The following is a 17322-nucleotide window of genomic DNA, read 5'->3' on the forward strand; positions in this document are numbered from 1 at the left end:
TTGTGCCTGCGCGGGGCTTTCCAGCAGGTCCCGGGGGCACTGCGGGCCGGTCCTCAGCCCAGGCGCTGGAAGGTCAGCGTGAAGGCCACGCCATCGCTGGTATTGCGCACGCCGATGGTGCCGCCCATCTTGGCCATGTAGGTCTTGGCTACGAAGAGGCCCTGGCCCCGGTGCTCGCTGCCGCCCGCAGGCGCCGGCTGGTCGGGGGCGGACACGCCCAGCTCGAAGATGCGGTCCAGGAGCTCTTCGGCAATGGTGGCGCCCTGGTTGTGCAGCGTGGCGCTGGCCGTGGATTCCGAGGCCGACAGCGACAGCGTGATGGGCGTGCCCGCCGGCCGGTAGCTGTCGGCGTTGCGCAGGATGTGGGTCACCACGTCCTCCAGCGCGAACTCGTCGGCCCGCACGATCACGGCACCGGCACCGGTCTGGTAGACGACGTCGGAGATGTCCGCGAAGTGGGCGTTGGCGGCCACATGGGACAGGAAGGCGTCCAGGTCCAGCCGGCCCTGGGGCAGGGTGGCGGCCTGCAGCGCCTCGGCCGGCGAGGCCGTGCCATACAGCACGTGCACGGCCTGCTGCATGCGCCGCACGTAGCGGTGGCCGGGATCGTCGGGCCCATGCAGCACCATCAGCGATTGCAGCGGCGACATGATCTCGTGGCCCACGGCATGCCACATGTCGCGCTCCTGCTGGGCGCGCAGCTGTTCGCGCTGCAGATCGTCCTTGACACGCTGGAGCAGGTCTGCGAGGCCTCCGGCCAGGATGCCCAGCTCATCCGAGCCGCGCAGGTCCGAAACCTCGAGATCGCCCAGGCGGGGGGCGGCCTGGCCATCCTGCACGTTGTAGGACACGGCGGCGGCGCGCCGGGTCAGGGCCATCACGCGGCGGATCAGTCCCAGCTCGATCACCAGCCAGGCAAGCGCGATGGCCGCCAGCATGGCCCCCAGGTACCAGGACAGGCGCGTGGCCACGGCCGCCAGCCCCTGTTCCACGTCCCGGGGATGGCCCTGGAAACTGACGGCATAGTTGCCGGTGGGGGTGTCCAGGATGTCCTGCCCGGTGGGAATGACGGGAGCGGTGGACATGCCTGCCGCGTCCAGCGGCAGCCAGCGGATGAGGCGCAGCAGCCATGGCGCCGAGGGCGCGGCCTGCAGTTCCTGGCCCTTGAGCGTGATGGTGGCGGCTTCGTCGCCGCCCAGCCTGCGGATCTGCACGCGCTCGCCGGGCAGCAGGCTGCGCGAGAGATCGTCCAGCGACGCCGCCAGCTGCGCGCCGGGCGCATTGCTGTCGAACAAGGGGGGCGCGGCCTCGCCAGGCGCCAGCATCTGCACCCGCACACGCATGCTGCCCAGGTCCTCGGGTGGCCAGACCGGGCGCACGTCCCGCCGGAACAGGGCTTCGCGGAACAGCTCGACCGGCAGGCGGATGGAATAGTGCGTGCGGCGCAGGCAGTCCGGCGCGGGCGTGGCGCCTTGCCCTTCGGCGGAGTTGCGGTCCCCGCCGGGCAGGTCGCGGCAGTGGCCGTTCTGCCAGAGCCAGCCACGGAAGTCGCGCACCGGCCTGGCGCGGGCGTCGAGCTGGGGCGTGCCGTTGTCCACGAAGCCCGTGAGCCGGCCATGCACGCCCTGGCCGCCCTTGGGCGGCATGGCCTCGTAGGGGGCGATCCACTGGTAGGTGCTGCCGCGCATGTCCAGCGTGATGTGCGCGCGGTGGGCGTCGGCGGGCAGGCGGGAGCCGCGTTCCCGCGGGACCAGGTCGCCCGCAAAAAAACTGCCCACCAGATAGATGAAGCCGCCTGCGTAGGGGTTGTTGCCGATGGCCGCGCACAGAGCGGCGCCATCGGGGTACTGCACCGAGCAGCCCGCCATCTCCACGGCCTGCTGGGATTTTTGCGGATCGTCGAAGTCGATGGCCGCGTAGGGCAGCAGCAGCGGCGCCAGCGGCGTCACGCCCTGGCCCAGGTGGCCGGCATTGAGCAAGGCCAGCCGCCCCGAGGGATGGCGCAGCCGGGCCATGACCTCGGCCTGGCTGCGCACGAAGCCATGCTGGTAGGCCTGCCAGGCGCGGTCCTTCTCGTCCTTGAGCACGACAACGCTCAGGGCCACCGTGGCCGTGGCCAGAAGCAGGAAGACGCCGCGCACCAGGATGCGGCGGCGGAACGCGGGCAGGCCCAGGCGCGGCACCTCCAGCACGGGGTTGAGCAGCCGCTTCATGCGCGTGGCGGCGTGCCGGCCTGGCCCACCCAGCGAAATCCGCGCATGGGCACGTTCTCTATGCCTTCGAAGCCCGGGTCCACCTCGCGCAGGGCCTCGCGGATGGTGCTCACATGCTTGCGCACGTTGTCGCGGTTGCGGCCGCTCTTGACCACCTCGAACAGCTCGTCGTAGGAGACCACCTCGCCGCTGCGCTGGTGCAGCGTGGCCAGGATGCGCTGGGCCGTGAGCGGCAGGTTGATCCGCTCGCCGCGCCATGTGGGTGTGCGTTGCCACAGCGGATCCAGCACCAGGGCGTCCCCCGCGGGCAGGGCGGCCGCCTGCGCGGCGGCTGGCGCCGTGCGCTGCGTGGTGCGCAGGATGTCCAGGAAGGTCTCGATGAAGTCGGCTTCCTCGAAGGTGGTCTTTTGCAGGTAGTCCCAGGCATCCAGCGCCTTCATGATGCTGCGGTAGATGGCGGCGGGCATGGCCGAAACCACCAGCACCGGCGTGCCCTGGCCGAGCTTGTTGATGGCATTGATCAGGGCCACGCCCGCATGGCGCTCGCGGCCCAGTTCGATGTCCAGGACCACGGCGTCGTAGCGCTCGCGGGCCAGGGCGGCCTCGGCCTCGTCGCGCGTGAACCACTGGTCGATCTCGATGCCGCTGCGCGCGCTGCGTATCCATCCCGCCAACTGGTTGCTGGTGGGCAGGTCGTCTTCGATCACGGCGATACGGGTCATGGGGGCTCGGGGGGAGGTGGGGCAACGGGGGTGTGGTCCGGATTATCCCGAGCCCGCGCCCGCCTGCGTGTGAGTTTTTCTTCCGCGCCCGGAACGACTGCTCCGTCGGCGTGAGTGCATTGGGCCGGGCGCCGCATTGTTGCTTCCGGGGTGGATCCGAACAATCGGTCCTCAATGAGCCACCCATCGGCGGTGGCTCAGAAACAGCCAACAGCCACAACACCGAACCACATCCGAGAGAGAGAGAACGCCATGAAAGCCACCTGGAACCGCATCATGCAGGCCCTGAAAGGTCGCCGCTTTGCCCGCCTGGGCGCGGACGGCGAGAGCATCGCCGAGGCAGCACAGGACGGGGGGGCATCGGCAGGCAGCGCCATCCACCGCACGCCGGTGAACTGGGCCTGCATGCTGCCGTCGGCCCGTACCGTGCGCTGGCTGGCCGCCGGCTCCGTGGTGGCGGTGGCTGGCATGCTGCTGGTGCGCAACCCGCCCGTGCAGCACCTGGCCCAGGGCGAGCTGGGTGTGCGCCTGAACCAGTTCACGGGCGATGTCAGCCTCTGGCGCGATGCCAGCGTGTGGGTGCTGCCCGGCCTGCACACGGTGCGTGTCTTCTCGCTGCGCGACCAGAGCTACCGTCCCGAGGCCATGCGTTCCGCCAACGGCAGCGCCCCGCTGCAATCGGTCGAAGGCCTGTCGCTGGGCCTGGACCTGAATGTGCGCTATGCGCTCGATCCCGCATCGCCTGCCGTGCGGACCGGCAACCTGCCCGCCGACATCGCCGCCGACATCGTGGAGCCCGCCGTGCAGGGCCTGGTCTACAAGGTGTTCGCCCGCTACACCGTGCGCGAGATCTTCTCGTCCAAGCGTGCCGAGATCGCACAGATCATGGAGACTGAATTGCGCGCGCGCCTGGCGGCCGATGGCGTGACGCTGCGCAGCATACAGATCGGCAAGGTGGACCTTCCCGCCGAATACCGCCGCGGCATGGACAGCCTGCTGGCCGAGGAACTGGCCTCGGAGAAGATGCGCTACACGCTGGAGCTCAAGGACAAGCGCGTCAAGGAAACCGAGCTGGACGCCGCGGCCGACAAGGTGCGCCGCGAAGTGGCTGCCGAGGCCGCAGCCCGCGAGCAGGTGATCGCCGCCCGCGCCCAGGAAGAGGCCATGAAGCATGTGCTGCCCTTCAAGCAGCGGCAGATCGAGCAGCGCCAGCTCGAGGCGGAGGCCGAGCGCGTGGCACGCGTGAAGGCGGCCGAGGGCAGTGCCCAGGCCCGGCGCATCGAAGCCAGCGGCGAAGCCGATGCGCGCCAGAAACTGGCCGAGGCCGAGGCCTTCCGCCTGGACCGCCTGGGCAAGGTCAATGCCGAGCAGATGGCGCGCGAAGGCACGCTGGTCACGCGCTACCCGTTGCTCGTGCAGAAGACGCTGGCCGACAAGCTCTCGGACAAGATCCAGGTCATCATCGCGCCCCCGCCGACCAACGGTGACTTCATCGGCGCGGCACTGCTCGGCGGCAGCCGCAATGCGCAGGCGGGCGCGGCCTCCATGGCCGGCGAAGATGCCTCCAGCCAGGAGCAATGAACCATGATCACCGTCTCCACTCTTGCCGTCGCCGCCATGGCGGCCAGCATGGGCAGCGCCATCGTGGTGCAGGACCAGGCCAGCCTGCGCGCGTCGCCGCGCGACGGCGCACAGCAGCAGGCCAGCCTCTGGCAGGGCGAGGTGCTGGAAGTGCGCGGCGAGCGCCTCGACTACCTCCAGGTCTGGGACCACAAGCGCGAGCGCGGCGGCTTCATCCGCGCCAGCGATGTGCGCCGCGTGGATCTGACCGAAGCCGAGGCCCCGGCTTTGCTGGCCGTGCTGCGCTTCATGCAGGAGACGCCGGGCGCCGAGGCGCTGGGCATCGGCCTCGCCGCCGCCTATCTGCAGGCCGCGCCCGCCAAGGCGCTGGCCGGTGCCGAGGGGGTACAGGCCTTCGACGCCCTGGGCGGCTTTGCCGACCGGCTGGCGCGCCGCGCATCGGCGGCGGCACCGGGCAAGGCCTCCGGCGCCACGCTGTCGGCCCATCTGGACGTGGCCCAGGGCTATGGCTTGCGGTTTGCGACCCATGAGGTCGAAGGCCGCATGCAGGTCTGCTACGAAGGCGAGTTCTTCCGCCGCGTGCTGGCGATGCCGTCTGCGGACGCGCCCCAGCGCGCCCGCGCCGCCCTGGCGCTGACCCGGCCCGAATGCGTGAGCCCCGATCTGCCCGTGCACGAGCGCGCCGGGCTGTTGGCCTGGCAGACCGATGTGCTGGAGCGCGTGGATGTGGCCGGCCTGCCGGGCTATCTGCGCAACCGCGTGCAGATGCGCCGCGCCAGCGTATGGAGCGCCATGGCTTTCCAGCAGGCGCGAAAGAATGCCGGCGACCCCGCCGTTGCCACCTCGGCCGCCCGTGCCCTGGCCGAGCTGACCGGCGTGGGCAAGGCCGAGCTGCCCGACGAGGACCAGAGCGAATACAACAACGCGGCCATGCGGGTGAGCGCCGTGCGCTGGGCGCTGGTGCCCACCCCGGCTGCGGCCGCCATGGCTCCGGCGGGCGGCCGTCCCACGCTGCTGACCGAGCCCGGCGCTCCCGGTGAAACCTGTGTCCTGCTGGTGGATGCCCGCCACGACGCGAAGGCCCCGCTGCTGCGCCGCTGCACCTATGGCGTGGTGTGGACCGCGTCCGCCAGCACCAACCGCGAGGGCTCGGCCGTGGCGCTGGCGGTGCAGCCCATGGAGGGCTGGCGCGAGCTGTGGGTGCTGCGCAAGACCGAGGCAGGCTGGCTGGCCGACGTCTTGCCCCCGGCCGCCACCGTGCCCGAGATCGGAGTGGCCGAATGGGCCGGCTGGGTGCCCGGCGGCCAGCGCATGCTCGTGGCGCGCGAGTCCCGCGGCCAGGGCCGCTATCGCAAGGCCTTCGAGGTGCTGATGCTCGACGGCCTGACCACCGAGCGTGTCACGCACGACGTGTCGGCCTTGCCGCTGTTCCAGCGCTGGCAGGACCCCGCCTGGAAGCGGCAGACGCTGAGTCTGCGCTGAATCCGATCCGCAGGCTCCGCAGGCCGCCCGTCCGGGGCGGCCTGCTTTTTTTCGCGGCTCATTGATCGAAGGGCCTGGGACGGGGCGTGGTATCGCTGGACGGCGGCAGGATGGGCAGGACCATGCGCGGCTGCTCGCCGGTCAGGGTCTTGAGGAAGGCCACGATCTTGGCGTTCTCGTCCTCGCTGAACTTGCGGCCCAGCTGTAGCCGGCCCATCACGTCCACGGCCTGGGCCAGGGTGTCGGCAGCGCCGTCGTGGAAGTAGGGGTAGGTCAGCTCCACGTTGCGCAGCGTGGGTACCTTGAAGTTGAAGCGGTCCGCGTCGTTGCCGGTGACGGCCGAGCGGCCCTGCGCATCCACGCTGGCCTTGTAGGGCTCGACGATGCCCATCTTCTGGAAGGAGTTGCCGCCCACGGCCGGGCCGTTGTGGCAGGCCACGCAGCCGCTTTCCTTGAACAGCCTGTAGCCGGCCAGCTCGTCCTGGCTCAGCGCCTTGCGGTTGCCCTTGAGCCACTGGTCGAAGCGCGCATCGGGCGTGACCAGCGTTTCCTCGAAGGCGGCGATGGCGTCCGTGACCTGGTCGATGGTCAGGGGCTCCTTGCGGAAGACCTTCCTGAATTCGGCGCGGTAGGCCGGGATGGAGGCCAGCATGTCCACGGCCAGCTCATGCGTGAAGGCCATCTCGCCGGGGTTGGCGATGGGGCCGCCGGCCTGCTCCTTGAGGTCCTTGGCCCGGCCATCCCAGAACTGGGCCAGGTTCATGCTGGAGTTGAGGACGGTAGGTGAGTTGATGGGCCCCTTTTGCCAGTTGTGGCCGATGGAGGTCTTGAGGTTGTCGCTGCCGCCCATGCTCAGGTTGTGGCAGGAGTTGCAGGAGATGAAGCCCGAGCGGGACAGGCGGGGATCGAAGAACAGTTTCTTGCCCAGCTCCACCATGGCCGGGTTGGCCACCTTGGCAGGCGCGACGGGCTGTATCGGTTCGTTCGGCTGGGCTGCCTGCGCGCCAAGGCAGCAGGCGGCGGCGATCAGGGCCGCCGCCAATGGGCGAACGGAGAAAGGAGTGCGTTGTGTCATGGGGCTCCCGCTGTTTGTTATTGGATGCGGGCCGTGTGCGGGACTGCCTTGGCGGGCTATCGGTTGCACTGCGGCCCGCCTCCAATCTAGGCCAGGCGGGAGCGGTGGCCATTGCGCTGGCTCAAGCAGGCCAGCCGGGCCGCAAGGCCGAGCGGGGCAAAGTAGTGCCCCCACGCTCCCTTTGCTCCGCAAGGTCCGCTGCCCCCATGGGGGCCGCTTTTTGTCTTGGGGCGGTCCGGCGACAAAAAACCCCCACGCTCCCCTTGCTGTGCAAGGTCCGCTGCCCCCCGAGGGGGCCGCCTTTTGTCTTGGGTCGGCCCGGCGACAAAAAAAAGCCTGCACCGGTGGGGTGCAGGCTCGTCTCCAACGATGCCTGGAGCGTTGCCAGGCGACTCCTCTAAGAACTCCTCGGATGCCTGGCAGCGCTGCCGGCAGGCGAATCCATGCGGCGATTCTAAGAGTGAAGCAGAGGGCCCGCGTGCGCATCCTCTGATAAATGATGTCTTATAGATGACTCGAAAAAATCAGTCACTTGCGGGACAGCTTGCAGGGCCTGTGATGATCGACAAGATCATTGATTCATATGGATATTCATGATTTTCATGAAATTCTGAAAACCGTGGAATTCACGAAAGACCATGCACCATGCTTTGGTTATCAGGGCATTGGCGCAGTGGGACCGGCGCTCGCGCATCAAGCTTTTGTAAGCCTGTCTTGCTATATCTTGAGGTTTCGCCAGGTCCGCGCCGCGGGCCTGACCAAGAACCAAGAATCCCTGCGAACCGGAGACCCTGATGACCAGCATGTACGACCAGCACCTGGACCGCAACAGCGCCAACCACGCACCGCTCAGCCCCCTGGGCTTCATTGCCCGCACCGCCGAGGTCTATCCCGAGCGGCTGGCCGTGGTCCACGGCGAGTTGCGCCGCAGTTGGAGCCAGACCTATGCACGCTGCCGCCAACTGGCAAGCAGCCTGCAAAAGGCCGGGATCGGCAAGAACGACACCGTGGCCGTGATGCTGCCCAATACACCGCCCATGGTGGAGGCGCATTTCGGCGTGCCCATGGCCGGCGCCGTGCTCAATACATTGAACACGCGGCTCGATGCCGAGACCATTGCCTTCATGCTGGACCATGGCGAGGCCCGGGCGTTGATCGTGGACCCGGAGTTCGCGGGCGTGGTGGCCAAGGCGCTCCAGCTGCGCCAGCGTACCGCGCCACTGCTGGTGATCCAGGTCGAGGATGCGCTCTACGGCCCGGCTGCCCAGCAGGTGGGCAGCGTGGACTATGACGAGTTCGTGGCGGGCGGTGATGCGGATTTCGACTGGCAGCCCCCGGCCGACGAGTGGGACGCCATCGCGCTGAACTACACCAGCGGAACCACGGGCAACCCCAAGGGCGTGGTCTATCACCACCGGGGCGCGGCCATCAATGCCATCAGCAATGTGCTGGAGTGGGACATGCCCAAGCATGCGGTCTACCTGTGGACCCTGCCCATGTTCCACTGCAATGGCTGGTGCTTTCCCTGGACCGTGGCCGCACGCGCCGGCGTCAATGTCTGCCTGCGCCGCGTGGAGGCCCAGGCCATCTTCGACGCCATCCGCGACCATGGCGTGACCCACTACTGCGGCGCACCCATCGTGCATGGCCTGCTGGTCAACGCGCCGCAGGCCATGAAGGAGGGCGTGCCCGCCGGGGTCAAGGCCATGGTGGCGGGCGCTGCGCCGCCGGCCTCGATGATCGAGGGCATGGAGCAACTGGGTTTCGACATCACCCATGTCTACGGCCTGACCGAGGTCTATGGTCCGGCCACGGTCTGCGCCAGGCATGCGTCCTGGGACGGGCTGGACATCGGCGAGCGTGCTCGCCTGAATTCGCGCCAGGGCGTGCGCTACCACCTGCAGCGCTCGGCCAGCGTGCTGGACCCCGAGACCATGGAGCCCGTGCCCCACGACGGCCAGACCATGGGCGAGATCATGTTCCAGGGCAACATCGCCATGAAGGGCTATCTCAAGAATCCGCAGGCCACCGACGAGGCCTTCCGCGGCGGCTGGTTCCACACGGGCGATCTGGCCGTGCAGCATCCCGACGGCTACATCCAGATCAAGGACCGCAGCAAGGACATCATCATCTCGGGCGGCGAGAACATCTCCTCCATCGAAGTCGAGGACGTGCTCTACCGCCATCCGGCCGTGCTGGCCGCGGCCGTGGTCGCCAAGCCCGATCCCAGGTGGGGGGAGACGCCCTGCGCCTTCATCGAGCTGAAGGCCGGCGCCACCACGACGGCCGAGGACATCGTGGCCCATTGCAAGCAGCACCTGGCCGGCTACAAGGTGCCGCGCGCCGTGGTCTTTGGAGAACTGCCCAAGACCAGCACGGGCAAGATCCAGAAGTTCGAGCTGCGCCGGCAGGCGGGCTCGGCCCGGGCCATCACGGGCTGAGGACCGGGCACGGCCTGGCAGGCGGCGGGCTCAGTGCCCCGCCGTCTTCGAAAACAGCTGGATGACCAGCACGCCGGCCACGATCATGCCCATGCCCAGCAGCGCCGGCCAGTCCAGCGCCTGGCCCTGCCACAGCCAGCCGACCAGCGAGATCAGCACGATGCCCGCGCCCGACCAGATGGCGTAGGCCACGCCCGTGGGCACGGTGCGCAGCGTCAGCGACAGGAAGTAGAAGGCCAGCGCGTAGCCGATGACGGTGACCACGCTGGGCCACAGCCGCGTGAAGCCTTCGGACTGCTTGAGGCAGGAGGTGGCGGCGACTTCGGCGACGATGGCCAGCCCCAGGTAGAGGTAGTTGGAAGCCATGCGCGTTCCGCTCAGATGGGGGCGTAGCTGCCGGTGCCTTCGGGCCAGCGCGTGAGCACGTCGAAGCCGGTCTCGGTCACGGCCACCATGTGTTCCCACTGGGCCGACAGCGACTTGTCGTTGGTGATCACGGTCCAGCCGTCGTTGAGCTCGCGCGTGGCGGCCTTGCCTGCGTTGAGCATGGGCTCGATGGTGAAGATCATGCCGGGCTCCAGCACCATGCCCTGGCCGGGCTGGCCGTAGTGCAGCACCTGCGGATCATCGTGGTAGACCTTGCCGATGCCGTGGCCGCAGTACTCGCGCACCACGCTGAAGCGCTCGCGGTGGGCCACGCTCTGGATGGCATGGCCGATGTCGCCCAGCGTGGCGCCGGGGCGCACGGCGCGGATGCCGGCCAGCAGGGCCTCGTAGGTGGTCTCCACGAGGCGCCTGGCCTGGTTGGAGGGCTGGCCCAGGTAGTACATGCGGCTGGTGTCGCCTATCCAGCCCTCGGGCGTGGTCACGGCCACGTCGACGTTGAGGATGTCGCCCTCGCGCAGGATCTGCCTGGCGTCGGGGATGCCGTGGCAGACCACGTGGTTGGGCGAGGTGCAGACCGCCTTGGGAAAGCCGTGGTAGCCCACATTGGTGGGCACGCAGCGCAGTTCGTCCACGATGAAGTCATGGCACAGCCGGTCCAGGTGCCCGGTGCTGACGCCGGGCTGCACGTGGGGCACCAGCATCTGCAGCACGCGGGCGGCCAGGCCGCCGGCAGTGCGCGATTTCTCGATGTCGGCGGCATCGTGCAGCGGGACGCTGCGCAGTTTCCCGTGCTTCATTGCAGGCCTCCTGCCAGCCGCACGGGCCGTGGCCTGCGCGCCGTCGGATCGGCTGGCTGCAGCGACTGTTCTGCCTGCTTGAGCGTGGCTGCGGCCTCCTGGAGCAGCAGGGCGCAGATGCCCGCGTAGTCGAGATGGGGGTGGTGCTCGGCCAGTTGGCCGACACGCAGCCAGTGCTCGGCCTGGGCGTTGATGGATCGACCCAGGGCCGCGCTGGACAGGCGTATCTGGTCGTGCAGTTGGTCGGAGATTTTGACGATTCCCATGGGATCGCGATCATACGAGGAATATACGTTTCGTATATTGACAATCGCAAATCGCGTGCCTGGATGTGGGAGATTCGCGCGATCCGGCAGGCCTGGTCCGGCGGGTTTGCACGCGCAAACCAACTATTGCTTCGCTATTGATAGCTACAAGGCTTCTCTTGGAGCGCATCTTGGGGAATGCGAAACATTCCTGCGGAGCTGCTCCTGTACAAGACCCAGTGGTCCCACTATGCAGGTCTTCTATCAGATATCTGTTGCAGATCTGGGGCTTACCCCTAGAGCGCCCCCAGCTACCCGAACTGACAAGAATCAAGGCATGGCTGGAGCGATGGCCCGCAAGCCGGCGCGTGGTGCGTGTGGCAGGGCTTTCCGGCGGGGAGCGGCAATGGGCAAGGAACAGGCAGCGGGTTCGGGCGTGGGCGGGGCGCGCATCGTCGTCGTGGGCGGCGGCGTGGCGGGGCTGGAGATCGCCACGGCGCTGGGCAAGCGGCGCGGGGCGGCCATCGGCTCGGTGACGCTGGTGGACAGCGACTCGGCCCATGTCTGGAAGCCCATGCTGCACACCATTGCCGCAGGCACGCGCGATCTGGCCCAGCAGCAGACCACCTACCTGGCCCAGGCCAGCGATGCCAGCTTCGCCTACCAGCCCGGGGAGATGTGCGGCCTGGACCGCGCGTCGCGCGAGGTGCTGCTGGCGCCCATCGAGGCGCCCGATGGCCGCGAGATCGTGCCGGGCCGCCGCATCGCCTATGACCGCCTGGTGATCGCCGTGGGCAGCGGGGCCAACGACTTCGGCACGCCGGGCGTGGGCGAGCACTGCTTCATGATCGATTCGCGCCGCAAGGCCGATGCCTTCAACAGCGAGATCCGCCTGCGCATGGTGCGCTGCATGACCAGCGGCGAGCCATTGCGTGTGGCCATCGTGGGCGGCGGTGCCACCGGTGTGGAGCTGGCGGCCGAACTGGTGCAACTGGCCGAGAGCGCGACCGCCTACGGCGCCCTGGGAGCGGCGGCTCGCTTCGGCATCGTGCTGATCGAGGCCGGGCCGCGGTTGCTGCCCGGCTTCCCCGAAGAAATCTCCGAGGCCACGCGCCTGCGTCTGCAGGCCCTGGGGGTCTCCGTGATCGTCAACGGCCGCGTGCAATCGGCCAGCGAGGAGGGCTTCATGCTGGCCAGCGGCGAATTCGTGGCTGCCGGCCTGCGCGTCTGGGCCGCAGGTGTGAAGGCGCCGGCCTTCCTGGCCCGGCTCGGCCTGGAGACCACGCCGGGCAACCAGCTCCAGGTCAATGGAGGCTTGCAGACCAGCGACCCGGCGATCTACGCCGTGGGGGACTGCGCCAGCTTCACGCTGCCCGGCGCCAGCACGCCGCTGCCGCCCACGGCCCAGGTGGCGCACCAGCAGGCGCGCTATCTGATCGAGACGCTGCCACGCGTGCTGGAGGAGCCGGGCTTTCGGCCCGGCGGCTTTGCCTACCGCGACTTCGGGGCCCTGGTCTCGCTGGCCCACTATGACGCCTATGGCTCGCTGGGCAAGTTCGGCCTGTTCAACGGCGGCGTGATCCGTGGCCGCATGGCCATGCTGAGCCACATCATGCTGTACCGTTCGCACCAGGCGCGGCTGTACGGGTTCTGGCGCGGTGGCCTGCTGTGGCTGGTCGATCTGATGAACTCGCGGCTGCGCCCCTCGATCCGGCTCGATTGAGCCTCAGAGCAGATCCTCGATCGGCAGCCAGCCCAGCACGCGCAGCATCAGGCGCCTGAGCACGCTGCTGCCGGGCTCCGTCGTCGTGGTGACCGGCGCGGGGGGCGACCCGCTTTCGGTCGTCCAGCTCAGACGGTCCTGCGCGTCGAGCTGCACATGGTAGGCGGCCGAGGGCAGGCTCCGGTCCAGCATGCGGCTCATCTGGGCCGCCATTGCGGGGCTGTCGATCAACAGGCCCATCTCGGTGTTCAGGTGGGCCGAGCGGGGGTCGAAGTTGAACGAGCCCACGAAGATGCGCTCGCCATCGACGGCAAAGGTCTTGGCGTGCAGGCTGGAGCCCGAGCTGCCCGGCCGGCTGCCCGAGCCCACGCCCGAGGCGGCGGCCGGCGAGGCCGGGGCCCGTTTCGGCAAGTCTTCGCCGGAGCCGGGGTCCTCCTGTCCGCCGATCTGGCGGCGCAGCTCGTACAGTTGCACGCCATGCTCGATCAGCGGACGGCGGTAGCGGGCATAGCCGGCATGGACCACGGCCACATCCGTGGCTTCCAGGCTGTTGGTGAGCACGCGCACGGCAATGCCCTGTCGGCGCAGGTCGGCCAGCGCGCGCACGCCTGCCTCGGTGGGCACGAAATAGGGCGAGACCAGATCCAGCTGGCGCCGGGGCTGGCCGATGGCGGGTGCCAGCTGGGTGATCAGCAGTCCGTCCCGAGGCGCCTGGCCCAGTACCTTGGCCGGGTCGTCGCTGACCAGGGTGGCGCGGGCCCAGTGCAGCGGCAGCTTGCCGGCCAGCAGCTCGTGCGTGAACGGGCTATGCGCGATGGCGTCCACATAGGCCTGGGCTTCGGGGCGTTGCACTTCGGTGGCCAGGGCCTCATAGGCGCGCGCCACGGCGTATTCGGGCAGATGGGGCAGCAGCCGGTCCACGGGATAGGCCGAGGCACTGGCCCAGTACTGGTCGAAGGAGTGCGAGATGTCCGCCACCACCGGCCCCAGGGCCACCACGTCCAGGTCGGCGAACAGCACGCCGTCCGTGGCCGCGAAGTACTCGTCGCCGATGTTGCGCCCGCCCACGATGCTGGCCTGGCTGTCGGCCGTGAAGCTCTTGTTGTGCATGCGCCGCTGGGTGCGCGAGAAATCGGTCACATAGCCCAGGGCCTTGGGCGTGCGCTGCGCGAAGGGGTTGAACAGCCGAACCTCGATCTGCGGGTGCTGGTCCAGGGCGGCGAGCGGGGTGTCCAGGCCGGCCGTGCCGCCATCGTCCAGCAGCAGGCGCACGCGCACCCCCCGGTCGGCGGCGCGGCGCAGTTCGTCCAGCAGCAGATGGCCCGTGGTGTCGCCACGCCAGATGTAGTACTGCACATCCAGAGTGCGCTGGGCCGCCCGCGCCAGCAGAGCGCGCGCAGCGAAGGCATTGTGCGCGTCGGACAGGGCGTGGATGCCATTGAATCCCGGGTGCTCGGCCAGCAGCGGCGCCAGCGCCTCGCCCAGCAGCGTGGCCTGGGCGGTCTCGGGCGGCAGCGCCGTGGATTCGCTGCGTCCGGCCAGCGGGGGCAGGCTGCAGCCGGCGAGCAGCAGGACGAGGCACAGGGCCTGGGAGGTGGCAAGGGCGCGGCGCAGCAGGGGCATGTCGTTGTGGGTGTTTCCTGTGTCAGTGCAGCCAGCGGATGAACAGCTGGATCACCGTCGCGTTGACGATATCGACGAAAAACGCGCCCACCATGGGCACGATCAGAAAAGCCTTGTGCGAGGGGCCGTACCGGTTGGTGATGGCCTGCATGTTGGCCACGGCCGTGGGCGTGGCACCCATGCCGAAACCGCAATGGCCGGCGGCCAGCACGGCCGCATCATAGTTGCCCCCCATGACGCGGAAGGTCACCAGCGCGGCATACAGGCCCATGACCAAGGTCTGCGCGGCCAGGATCACCATCAGTGGCGCCGCCAGTCCCGCCAGCTCCCAGAGCTTGAGCGACAGCAGGGCCATGGCCAGGTAGATCGACAGAGAGGCATTGCCGAAGACATCGATGGCCCGGTCGAACACCTGGAAGTGAAAGACATAGTCCAGGGCATTGCGGATCACGACCCCGCCGGCCAGTGCCCAGACGAAGGTGGGCAGGGAGAACAGGGTGCCCGCCGTGAACTGCGTCATGAATTCGGCGAAGCCCAGGCAGCCGGCGAACAAGGCCAGTGTCTCTATGGCGGCGCTGGTGGTGATCAGCCGGGTCTGCTCGGGGTTCTCGAAGCCGCCATGCGCGGCGTTCTCGCCCAGCGGCGGCTGACGCTCGGGCGCCACGGCCGGGTCCGCCGGCGCCAGCTTGCGGCGAGTGACCAGGGCCTTGGCCAGCGGCCCGCCGATCAGGCCTCCGATGACCAGCCCGAAGGTGGCGCAGGCGATGCCCAGCGTGACCGCGCCCTGGATGCCGTATTCGCGCTCGAAGACCTGGCCCCAGGCGCCGGCCGTGCCATGCCCGCCCGTCAGGGTGATGGAGCCCGCGATCAGGCCGAAGCGGGGATCCAGGCCCAGCAGCGAGGCCAGGCTCACGCCCACCAGATCCTGCACACAGATGAAGGCGGCCACCACGGCGAGGAAAAGCAGCAGGGCGCGCCCGCCTTCGCGCAGCTTGGCGAAATTGGCGCTCAGGCCGATGGAGGCAAAGAACACCAGCATGAACGCGGTCTGCAACTCGGTGCTGAAGCTGAAGGTGTAGCCCAGGGCCTGGTTGAGCGCGAACAGGGCCGCGGCGACGACCAGTCCGCCCGCCACGGGCTCCGGAATGTTGAACTCGCGCAGCACGCGCAGGCGCTGGACCAGCCATTTGCCCAGCAGCAGGACGAGGGCGGCGAAGATCAGGGTGTAGTAGGCACTGAAGGTCAGGTTCATGGCTTGCAGTTGGAGGCGGTCGAAAAGACTGCTCTTCATACGATGGGCGGCATGTCCGGTGGAGATGCCAGGATAGCCAGTGATGAACCTGTTCGCGGAAAGTGCCCCTGTATCAAGCTGGGTGTCAGCGAGTCGTCAGGCGGCCACCGGGCCGGGTCGTCGGTCTTCCACGGTGAATCGGGCCAGCGTGTAGACGCGGCTGTCGGCACGCAGGGGGTTGGCCACGGCGCGCAGTTCGCTGGTCCAGCGCTCGGGCGTGATGTCGGCCAGACCGTACCCGCGCTCCTCGCAGCGTGCGTAGAGCACCTGCGGGTTGTGGGCGGCGATGGCATCGACCTTGGCCTGCGTGGTTCCGCTGCGTGAGGTGATCGAGGTGCTGCAGAACTCGCTGGCGACGATGGGATTGCCCCGTTCGGGCGCGGCTTCGGGGTCCGCATGCACGTTGCAGACGTAATTCTGGTGCAGGTCGCCGCCCAGCAGCACGCTGTTGCGCGGCACGGGCTGGGCGCCGGGCGTGAGATGGCGCACCAGGCGCTGGCGCGCGGCCGGGTAGCCGTCCCAGCTGTCCGTGGCCTGGGTGCCCGAAGGGGGGCGGTGCGCGGACAGCAGGGTCGGCTGGGCCAGGATGCTCCAGCGCGGGCCGTCATGTGCCTGCTGGCGCGCATCTTCGGCCAGTTGCCTGTACAGCCATTGCTCCTGCGTCCAGCCCAGGAAGCTGCGTGCCGTGTCCGACAGGGCCGCGCATTCTGCCGGTCGCACACTGCCTTTGTCGGCTTCGCCCTCGGTGCGGCAGGCCTGTGCGCTGCGGTACTGGCGGCCATCGAGCAGGTGCAGCCTGGCCAGCCGGCCCCATTGCAGGCTGCGGTAGAGCTGAAGGCCTGCGCCTGCATGGCTGGCGCCCGCAGCCGTCAACGCGTTGGCGCGCAGCGGCATGTTTTCGTAGAAGGCCTGCCAGGCCGCCATGCGCCGGGCCAGGAAACGAGCCATGTCGCCGCGGCCCTGGTCGCCGGCGTAGTTGTTCTCGACCTCATGGTCGTCCCAGCCCACGCACCAGTTGCACAACGCATGGGCGGCCTGCAGCAGCGGATCGCTCTTGTGCAGCGCATATCGGTCGCGGTAGTCCTGCAGGGTCTGGGCGGCGCGCAGGCTGTGGGTGCGCGCCAGGCCCAGCGTCATGGCGGGCGTGGCGTACTCGTAGATGTAGTCGCCCAGGAACAGCACCAGGTCCGGCGCGTCCTGCACCACCTGGCGCCAGGCGGCGTAGTAGCCGTGCTCCCAGCGTTGGCAGGATGCGTAGGCCACGCGCAGCCGCTGGGGCATGCTGCCGGGAGCAGGCGCCGTGCGGCAGCGGCCCGTGGTGCTGGTGGCCTGACCCAGCATGAAGCGGTAGTGGTACCAGCGGTCGGGCGCCAGGCCATTGACCTGCACGTGCACGCCGTGGCCCCATTCGGGCTGGGCCATGGCCTCGCCGCTGCGCACGATCTGACGGAACAGCGGGTCATGGGCCAGTTCCCAGCGGATCCGCAGGGCGGGCATGGCTGCCGTGTCGGCCTCGCCCAGCTGGGACAGCGGCGGCGTCACGCGTGTCCACAGCAGCACGTTGTCGGGTTCGGGATCGCCGCTGGCCACGCCCAGCGTGAAGGGATTGTGCGCCGGCCGCTCGCCCAGCCGGGCCCAGGCGGGCAACTGGCCCAGCGCCGTGGCCAGGCCCGCTCCCACCAGGAATTGGCGCCGCGGTGCAGGGACGGGGGCGCTGAAGGGCAGGGGCATGGCAATTCGGG

At 69.0% G+C, this 17322-nt stretch carries 14 protein-coding genes; 4 read left to right on the plus strand and 10 right to left on the minus strand.

Features of this window, described 5'->3' with window-relative positions:
* Positions 1-53: 53 nt before the first annotated feature.
* On the minus strand, positions 54-2213 hold the full coding sequence (locus tag L1Z78_RS08090) for a sensor histidine kinase (RefSeq protein WP_234641019.1): 2160 nt from the start codon (positions 2211-2213) through the stop codon (positions 54-56).
* Entirely contained in the window at positions 2210-2935 is a 726-nt protein-coding gene (locus L1Z78_RS08095) for a response regulator transcription factor (RefSeq protein ID WP_234641020.1), read from the minus strand. The genes L1Z78_RS08090 and L1Z78_RS08095 overlap by 4 nt, the downstream gene beginning before the upstream one ends.
* 252 nt (positions 2936-3187) lie before the next feature.
* Between L1Z78_RS08095 and L1Z78_RS08100 the strand changes: the two genes are divergently transcribed.
* On the plus strand, positions 3188-4516 hold the full coding sequence (locus tag L1Z78_RS08100) for an SPFH domain-containing protein (RefSeq protein ID WP_234641021.1): 1329 nt from the start codon (positions 3188-3190) through the stop codon (positions 4514-4516).
* A 3-nt stretch (positions 4517-4519) separates the two neighbouring features.
* Positions 4520-5998 carry a hypothetical protein gene (locus tag L1Z78_RS08105; RefSeq protein ID WP_234641022.1) on the plus strand — a complete coding sequence of 493 codons (1479 nt, stop codon included), beginning with the start codon at positions 4520-4522 and terminating at the stop codon, positions 5996-5998.
* 58 nt (positions 5999-6056) lie between these two features.
* Here L1Z78_RS08105 and L1Z78_RS08110 read toward each other — a convergent pair whose 3' ends face one another.
* A complete protein-coding gene (locus L1Z78_RS08110) occupies positions 6057-7073 on the minus strand; it encodes a cytochrome-c peroxidase (RefSeq protein ID WP_234641023.1) in 1017 nt (338 codons plus the stop codon).
* A gap of 571 nt (positions 7074-7644) precedes the next feature.
* A complete protein-coding gene (locus L1Z78_RS08115; protein WP_234641024.1) occupies positions 7645-7878 on the minus strand; it encodes a hypothetical protein in 234 nt (77 codons plus the stop codon).
* Between L1Z78_RS08115 and L1Z78_RS08120 the strand changes: the two genes are divergently transcribed.
* A complete protein-coding gene (locus L1Z78_RS08120; RefSeq protein ID WP_234641025.1) occupies positions 7868-9514 on the plus strand; it encodes an acyl-CoA synthetase in 1647 nt (548 codons plus the stop codon). The two genes, L1Z78_RS08115 and L1Z78_RS08120, sit on opposite strands and share 11 nt — an antisense overlap.
* A gap of 30 nt (positions 9515-9544) precedes the next feature.
* Here the strand turns inward: L1Z78_RS08120 and L1Z78_RS08125 are convergent, their stop codons facing one another.
* Genes L1Z78_RS08125 through L1Z78_RS08135 form a run of 3 tightly spaced genes read right to left on the minus strand, consistent with a single transcriptional unit; the run spans position 9545 to position 10964 of the window.
* A complete protein-coding gene (locus L1Z78_RS08125; protein ID WP_234641026.1) occupies positions 9545-9880 on the minus strand; it encodes an SMR family transporter in 336 nt (111 codons plus the stop codon).
* An 11-nt stretch (positions 9881-9891) separates the two neighbouring features.
* Positions 9892-10698 (minus strand): type I methionyl aminopeptidase, encoded by an 807-nt coding sequence (map, locus tag L1Z78_RS08130; protein WP_234641027.1) that lies wholly within the window; start codon positions 10696-10698, stop codon positions 9892-9894.
* Positions 10695-10964, minus strand: a complete 270-nt coding sequence (locus L1Z78_RS08135; protein WP_234641028.1) for a ParD-like family protein — start codon at positions 10962-10964, stop codon at positions 10695-10697. The genes map and L1Z78_RS08135 overlap by 4 nt, the downstream gene beginning before the upstream one ends.
* Before the next feature lie 385 nt (positions 10965-11349).
* On the opposite strand from L1Z78_RS08135, the gene L1Z78_RS08140 reads away from it, so the two are divergent.
* Positions 11350-12666: an NAD(P)/FAD-dependent oxidoreductase gene (locus L1Z78_RS08140; RefSeq protein ID WP_234641029.1), complete on the plus strand. Its 1317-nt coding sequence runs from the start codon at positions 11350-11352 to the stop codon at positions 12664-12666.
* 3 nt (positions 12667-12669) lie between these two features.
* Here the strand turns inward: L1Z78_RS08140 and L1Z78_RS08145 are convergent, their stop codons facing one another.
* From L1Z78_RS08145 to L1Z78_RS08155, 3 genes are all read right to left on the minus strand, one after another.
* Positions 12670-14289, minus strand: a complete 1620-nt coding sequence (locus L1Z78_RS08145; RefSeq protein ID WP_234641030.1) for a phospholipase D family protein — start codon at positions 14287-14289, stop codon at positions 12670-12672.
* Positions 14290-14311: 22 nt separating this feature from the next.
* Complete coding sequence (gene gltS / locus L1Z78_RS08150; RefSeq protein WP_234642118.1) at positions 14312-15541, minus strand: sodium/glutamate symporter; 1230 nt, start codon at positions 15539-15541, stop codon at positions 14312-14314.
* Positions 15542-15676: 135 nt separating this feature from the next.
* A complete protein-coding gene (locus tag L1Z78_RS08155; protein ID WP_234641031.1) occupies positions 15677-17311 on the minus strand; it encodes an alkaline phosphatase D family protein in 1635 nt (544 codons plus the stop codon).
* Positions 17312-17322: the final 11 nt, after the last annotated feature.

The sequence above is a fragment of the Delftia tsuruhatensis genome, from assembly GCF_903815225.1.
GTDB lineage: Bacteria > Pseudomonadota > Gammaproteobacteria > Burkholderiales > Burkholderiaceae_C > Comamonas > Comamonas tsuruhatensis_A.